Below are 5,788 nucleotides of genomic sequence, written 5' to 3' on the forward strand. Positions count from 1 at the left end.
CGGCAGGGCGCCGGGCCCAGCGACGGGCTGGTGCCGGTCGCCTCCACCCTCCTGCCGGGCGCGCGCCATGCCGTGCTGCCGGGCGGCCACCGGGCGCTGGTGGCCGGCGGGCCGGGCCGCGACCCGACCGGGCTACTGCGGCGGGAGATCGGGCTGCTGCTGGATGCGGGCGGGGCTGTCGGCTGACTTTACAGGTGCCGGACGCGCCATGGCGGGGGTTCGCGCCTGGACGGACGGCGCAATCCGCGGTTGTGGCGGGCTGCGCGGGCGGCGGGGGCGTCGGCAACATTTACAATGTTCATCCGCGCTCATCCCCATGTATGCATAATCTCGCAACAAATATCGCTGAAGTCCTTGATTGTGCGAGGTGTTTTCCGAACGGCACGCAAGTTGCAACGCTCCCAACCCTGAGTAGCAGCATGACGGGCGCGTGACGTGCCGTTCATGTTTTATGTGATCAACAGTGGCCATCCGCGGAGCGCTGCACGCGATCCGCGACGGCCCGACCGGCGGGAGGGTTGCATGCGACATGGCCTGAGGGCGACGCTTCTGCGCAGCGTGTTCGTCACCGCGCTGGCCTTCGGCGGCGGACCGGCGCTGGCGCAGGGCGTCAACGAATTCGGCGCGGTGATCGTCAACGGCAACACCGCGCTCGGCATCAACAACATCGGCAGCCTGAACTTCTCCGATGTCGGCGTGCTGGGTCCGAACGGCAGCCCCACGACGGATGAGTTCGACGCCTGGGGCCTGAGCCGCCGCGGGGTCTTCGGCACCGACGGCACGCTGACCTGGCGCGACGCGACCTCCCCGGGCTGCCTGTGCGAGGGCTGGGGCGTCGCGGTGCGCTACGGCAGCGCGTCGGACCCCGTCGCAGGCTTCGCCAACCAGTCCTCCGGCAATGGCGGGCTGCTCGGTGGCACCATCTCCGCCACGCCAAACACCGCCACCTCGGTCGTCGGGCTGTCCGAGGCGCCGATCAGCGTGCGCCACGCCTTCGGCCCCTCGCTGGCGCCGGACACCTTCCAGGTGAACGTCACCATCACCAACACCGGCAGCGACACGGCGCACAACGTCATCTACCGCCGCGTGATGGACTGGGACGTCCCGCCGACCGAGTTCAACGAATACGTCACCCACAAGGGCGTCGCCGCGAACCTCGTCACCAATGGCGGCAACGTCCTGTTCGCCAGCAACGACGGCTTCGTCAGCAGCGACCCGCGTGTCCTGCCCGGAGACCTGCCCGTCCCGAACTTCACGACGACGATCAACGTGGACTTCGTCGATGCCGGTGCGCAGGACCATGGCTCGGTCTTCGACTTCGCCTTCGGCGACCTGGCCCCGGGCGAGAGCCGCAACTTCAATATCTTCTACGGCAGCGCCGCCAACGAGGCGAATGCGCTCGCCGCGCTGCAGACGCTGAACGCCAACGTCTATTCGCTCGGCCAGTCCTCCCCTGTGGACCCGTCCGAGGGCGGCGAAGGCGGCGAGGGCGAAGTCACCACGGTCGCCAGCACCACCACGGGCGGCCCCGAGACCGGCGAGCCCGCCACCTTCTTCTTCGCCTTCGGCGGCATCGCCGGCGAGGAGCCCGGCTCCTCCCCCACCAACCCGGTGCTGCCCTTCGTGATCGCCGACCCGACGACGGGCGCCGTCACCTTCACCTTCGATGCGCCGCAGCCGCGCCGCTGGTACGACCCGCCCTTCGCCATCGGCTTCACCTACGAGCTGGTCGGCGGCGGCGAGTTCATCCAGGTCGGCACGCCGCCCGCCGGCGCCTATGGCGACGGCCCCTTCTACGTCTATGTCGGCGGCATCCTGGTCGCGACGCTGAACCCCTCGGAGTTCTACAATTTCGGCTCCGGCGTGACGAAGTTCGAGCTGCGCGGCCTCGAGCCGCTCGATACCCAGGATCCGAACTTCGCCACCGCCTTCCCGACCTTCCTCGACTTCAGCGGCTCGCCGACCTCGCTGACCATGGTCTCCATCCTGCAGCCCGACGAGCCCACCGGCGTGCCGGAGCCCGCCACCCTCGGCCTGCTCGGCCTGGGCGTCGCGGGGCTGCTCGCGGCGCGCCGGCGCCGGCGCGTCGCGGCGTAAGTCACGCATCGCGTAGCCATCGGGGGCGGGCGATCCGCAGGGATCGCCCGCCCTCTCGCGTTCCGGGCCCCGAGCATGCAAGCCTGCCAGACATGACACGCCGCCTGCTGCACGCCCTGCCCCTGCTGCTCGCCCTCGCCGCACCGGCCCAGGCCGCCGATGCCGAAGGCCGCTTCGCGCTGAAGGGCGGCGGCGCCACCAGCTGCGCCAATTTCGTCGAGGCACGGCGGATGGGCGCCGGCGACCTCCGCCTCTTCGAGGGCTTCGTGGACGGCTACGTCACGGCGGCCAATCTGCTGACGCCCGACACCTTCGACCTGGTGCCCTGGCAGACCACCGCGCTGCTGCTGGAGATGCTCGGCGCCTATTGCCAGCGCACGCCGCAGGCGCAGTTCGCCGCCGCCGTCACGCGGCTGGTCTCCGCCCTTTCGGCGGAGCGGCTGCGCAGCAGCTCCAATCTCGTCGGCGCGCGCAGCGCCAGCGGCGTGGTGCCGCTCTATGCCGAGGTGCTGCGGCGCGTGCAGGACGCGCTGCGCGCCCGCAACTACACCGTGCCGGAGGCGAACGGCGCCTGGGACGAATACACCCGCCTCGCGCTGGAGCGCTTCCAGCGCGAGAACAACCTGCCGGTCAACGGCCTGCCCGACCAGCGCACGCTGTTCGCGCTGCTGCAGCGCGTGAACTGACGCAGCGGGCGCGCGGCAACCGCCGCGCGCCCGCCTGAGCCCGCGGTCGCCCTGAGTGTGCGCGCCGCAGGCGGGCACGCCAGGGCGTGAATCGCCGGCTCCGGCAGGGCTGGACCCGTGCTGGCCGGACACGGTCCGGGCAGCACGGGTCCGGTTCACTCCTTCGCCACCTCCACCAGCACCAGTTCCGCATCCTCGGTCGCTGTGATGGCGATCTCCGGCTCGTCCACGATGCCGGCGCCGTCCCGCGCGCCGAGCGCCTGGCCGTTCACCGTCACCGCGCCCTTCGCCGGCACCAGATAGGCGGCCCGGCCGGCCTCCAGCTTCTGCACCAGCGTCTGCCCGGCCTTCAGCGTCGCCGCCATCACCGCGCCGTCCACGTTCAGCGGCAGCGCGCCGTTCCCGGCATCGGCCGGCCGGCCGGAGGCCAGCACCTCGAACCCCGCCTCCCGCGCCGCCTTGGGGAACTGCTTCGCGCCCCAGTTCGGCTTGGCGCCGCGGCGGTCAGGCATGATCCAGATCTGGAAGATCTTCGTCGTGGTCGGCTCCAGGTTGTACTCCGCATGCACCACGCCGGTGCCGGCGCTCATGATCTGCACGTCGCCGGCCTCGGTGCGGCCCTCGTTGCCCATGCTGTCCTTGTGGGTGATCGCGCCTTCGCGGACATAGGTGATGATCTCCATGTCGCGGTGGGGATGCGCGTCGAAGCCGGTGCCCGGCGCGATCTCGTCGTCGTTCCACACGCGCAGCCGGCCCCAGTTCATGCGGGCGGGGTCGTGGTAGTTCGCGAAGGAGAAGTGGTGCTTCGCCTTCAGCCAGCCGTGGTTGGCGCCGCCTAGGCTGGCGAAGGGTCGGACGTCGATCATCGTCGTGTCTCCCGTCCCCCGGACCTGCCGGGGTCTGCTGTTCGGGGCAGGAGATAGGGGCGCGCCGTCATTCACGCAGCACCCCGCAACCGATTGCGGCCATTCACGCGGGTGATGGCGCCGCCAGAGGGATCCGGAAGCGCAGCATCGCGGCGCCGCCCTGCGCCGGGCCGGCCGTGAACCGCTCCACCAGCCGCCCGCCCTGCGCCTCGATCACCCGGATCGAGGCCGGGTTCGCCGCGCCGGTCACCACCTCCACCCAGGGCAGGCCGAGCGGCGCCACCTCCGCCAGCAGCAGGCCCAGCGCGCGGGTCGCCTGCCCTTCGCCTCGCCGCCAGGGCACCACCTCGTAGCCGACATGGCCGAGGACGTAGTCCGGCAGTTCCGGGACGCCCGGCTGCCAGCGGAAATGGATGACGCCGCAAAATCCGCCATCGAGGATCCAGCGCGAGAAGCCGGGCAGCCGCCGCACCGTACGGCCGCCCGGCAGCACCACCACTTGGCCGCCCACCGGATCGTCCAGACCGGCCAGGAACGCCGCGGGGTCGTGCGCGATGGCTTCCAGCTGCGCCCAGGCCAGGGCCGGGCCGCTGAAGGTCGAGGGCTCGAAGCCGCGGCGCAGCGCATCGGCGTATTCGGCCAGGTGCTCCGCCGCCGGCCGGACCAGCCGCGTCAAGCCTGGGCGACCGATTCACCGCTTCGGCGACGCCGCCTTCGCCGATCGGGCGCTAGCGGCACATCAGCACCGGCAGGTCCGCATTCTCCAGCACGTGCCGCGTCACGCCGCCCAGGATCAGCTGGCGCAGGCGGGACGCGCTGTAGGCGCCCTGCACTAGCAGGTCGGCCTGGAAGTCGCGCGCCGCGCCGAGCAGCCCCGCGCCCACCTCCCGCGTCGCCGGCTTGAAGGGGTGCAGCTCCGCCTCGATCCCGTGCCAGCGGAGATAGGCGCGGATGCCCTCCGCCCCCGGCCCGCGGCGCTGGTATTCCGTGGCGTGCAGGATGCGCACCGCCTGCGCGCGGTGCAGCCAGGGCAGCGCCGCCGCCACCGCCGCCGCGCTCTCCGCCGTGCCGTTCCAGGCCACGCAGACGCGCGTGCCCATGGTGACCGGCGCGGCGCGCGGCGAGATCAGCACGGGCCGCCCGCTGTCGAACAGCACGGCATGCAGCGCGTCGGAGGAGGAGACGTCCTCGTCCGCCTCGGGGTGCGGCACCACCGCCATGTCGAACAGCCGGGACTGCTGCGCCACCACGTCCTCCTCGCGCCCCGCCAGCGTCTCGAAGCTGATGGTCACGCCGGGCGTCTTGAGCGCGGTGTTCGGGTCGGTGGCCAGCACCAGGTCGCCATGGGTGGCGGCGAAGCGGTCGAAGAGCTGGCGCACGCGGCCGGCGCGCTCCCCGCTCTCGCGCTCGGTGGCGGCCATCATCTCCTCGATCATCGCGCCCGACAGGCCCTCGCCCGCCAGGGGCGCGACGTCGCGCGCATCCACGCGCACGTGGAGACAGTGCAGATGCGCATTCCAGATCCGCGCCACGTCCAGCGCGGTGGCGAGCGCGGCCTCTCCGGCAGCGGTGCCGGTGAGCGGCAGCAGCAGGCGACGATAGGCCATTGCGCCTCTCCTTCCCCGAAACCTTCCCTGCGTAACCTTATGCCGCGGAATCGCCGTTCAAGGCCAGGAGCCTACGCGCCGGGGACAGCGGATCGCGCGCATCCACCCGGTACCAATCGATGGCCCCCGGATCGGTCCGGGCCGCGCGGTCCAGGACCTCCACCGTCGCGTCGCTGGCATCGCCCTGGCGCGCCGCGACGCGCACGCGCAGCAGCTCGAGCGGCGCCTCCAGCCAGATCCCGGTGAAGGGCGCGCTCGCGGCGGCCTCCGACGCCGCCTGCCGGAGGCCAGCGTCCAGGAACATCGCGTCCAGCACCACCGAATGCCCGGCCGCCAGCGCGGTGCGCGCGGCGGCGAACATCTCGGCATGGACCGCCGCGCTCTCGCCCGGCGCATAGGCCTCGGGCGGCAGGCGCTGCTCCGGCGCCAGCCCCGCGCGGCGCTTGCGGATCTCGTCGCTGCGCAGGTGCAGCGCGCCGGGCGCCACGCCCAGAAGCGGCGCGAGCTGCCGGGCCAGCCAGGTCTTGCCGGT

7 protein-coding genes are annotated in these 5,788 nt (G+C 72.2%); 3 read left to right on the forward strand and 4 right to left on the reverse strand.

The annotated features are described in order from the left end of the window. From OZN99_RS23650 to OZN99_RS23660, 3 genes are all read left to right on the forward strand, one after another. A partial coding sequence (locus tag OZN99_RS23650) for a hypothetical protein (protein ID WP_270937714.1) occupies positions 1-186 on the forward strand: 186 nt, incomplete at its 5' end. Between the two features lie 336 nt (positions 187-522). After that, positions 523-2,097, forward strand: coding sequence for a PEP-CTERM sorting domain-containing protein (locus tag OZN99_RS23655; protein ID WP_270937715.1), 1,575 nt, complete (start codon positions 523-525; stop codon positions 2,095-2,097). Between the two features lie 92 nt (positions 2,098-2,189). Beyond that, complete coding sequence (locus OZN99_RS23660) at positions 2,190-2,783, forward strand: peptidoglycan-binding domain-containing protein (protein WP_270937716.1); 594 nt, start codon at positions 2,190-2,192, stop codon at positions 2,781-2,783. Positions 2,784-2,938: 155 nt separating this feature from the next. On the opposite strand, the gene OZN99_RS23665 is transcribed toward OZN99_RS23660, so the two are convergent. The 4 genes from OZN99_RS23665 to OZN99_RS23680 form a co-directional block, all read right to left on the reverse strand. Next, a complete protein-coding gene (locus tag OZN99_RS23665; RefSeq protein ID WP_270937717.1) occupies positions 2,939-3,649 on the reverse strand; it encodes a pirin family protein in 711 nt (236 codons plus the stop codon). A 103-nt stretch (positions 3,650-3,752) separates the two neighbouring features. Further along, entirely contained in the window at positions 3,753-4,325 is a 573-nt protein-coding gene (locus tag OZN99_RS23670; protein WP_270937718.1) for a GNAT family N-acetyltransferase, read from the reverse strand. 52 nt (positions 4,326-4,377) lie between these two features. Next, complete coding sequence (locus tag OZN99_RS23675; RefSeq protein ID WP_270937719.1) at positions 4,378-5,256, reverse strand: universal stress protein; 879 nt, start codon at positions 5,254-5,256, stop codon at positions 4,378-4,380. Between the two features lie 37 nt (positions 5,257-5,293). Next, a partial coding sequence (locus OZN99_RS23680; RefSeq protein WP_270937720.1) for an AAA family ATPase occupies positions 5,294-5,788 on the reverse strand: 495 nt, incomplete at its 5' end.

This window comes from Falsiroseomonas oryzae, assembly GCF_027856955.1.
Classification (GTDB): Bacteria; Pseudomonadota; Alphaproteobacteria; order Acetobacterales; family Acetobacteraceae; genus Falsiroseomonas; species Falsiroseomonas oryzae.

Bases quoted from the DNA above. Each gene is read 5' to 3' on its own strand.
- OZN99_RS23655 (WP_270937715.1), top strand. From the start codon at position 523: ATGCGACATGGCCTGAGGGCGACGCTTCTGCGCAGCGTGTTCGTCACC.
- OZN99_RS23675 (WP_270937719.1), bottom strand. From the start codon at position 5,256: ATGGCCTATCGTCGCCTGCTGCTGCCGCTCACCGGCACCGCTGCCGGA.
- OZN99_RS23665 (WP_270937717.1), bottom strand. From the start codon at position 3,649: ATGATCGACGTCCGACCCTTCGCCAGCCTAGGCGGCGCCAACCACGGC.
- OZN99_RS23660 (WP_270937716.1), top strand. From the start codon at position 2,190: ATGACACGCCGCCTGCTGCACGCCCTGCCCCTGCTGCTCGCCCTCGCC.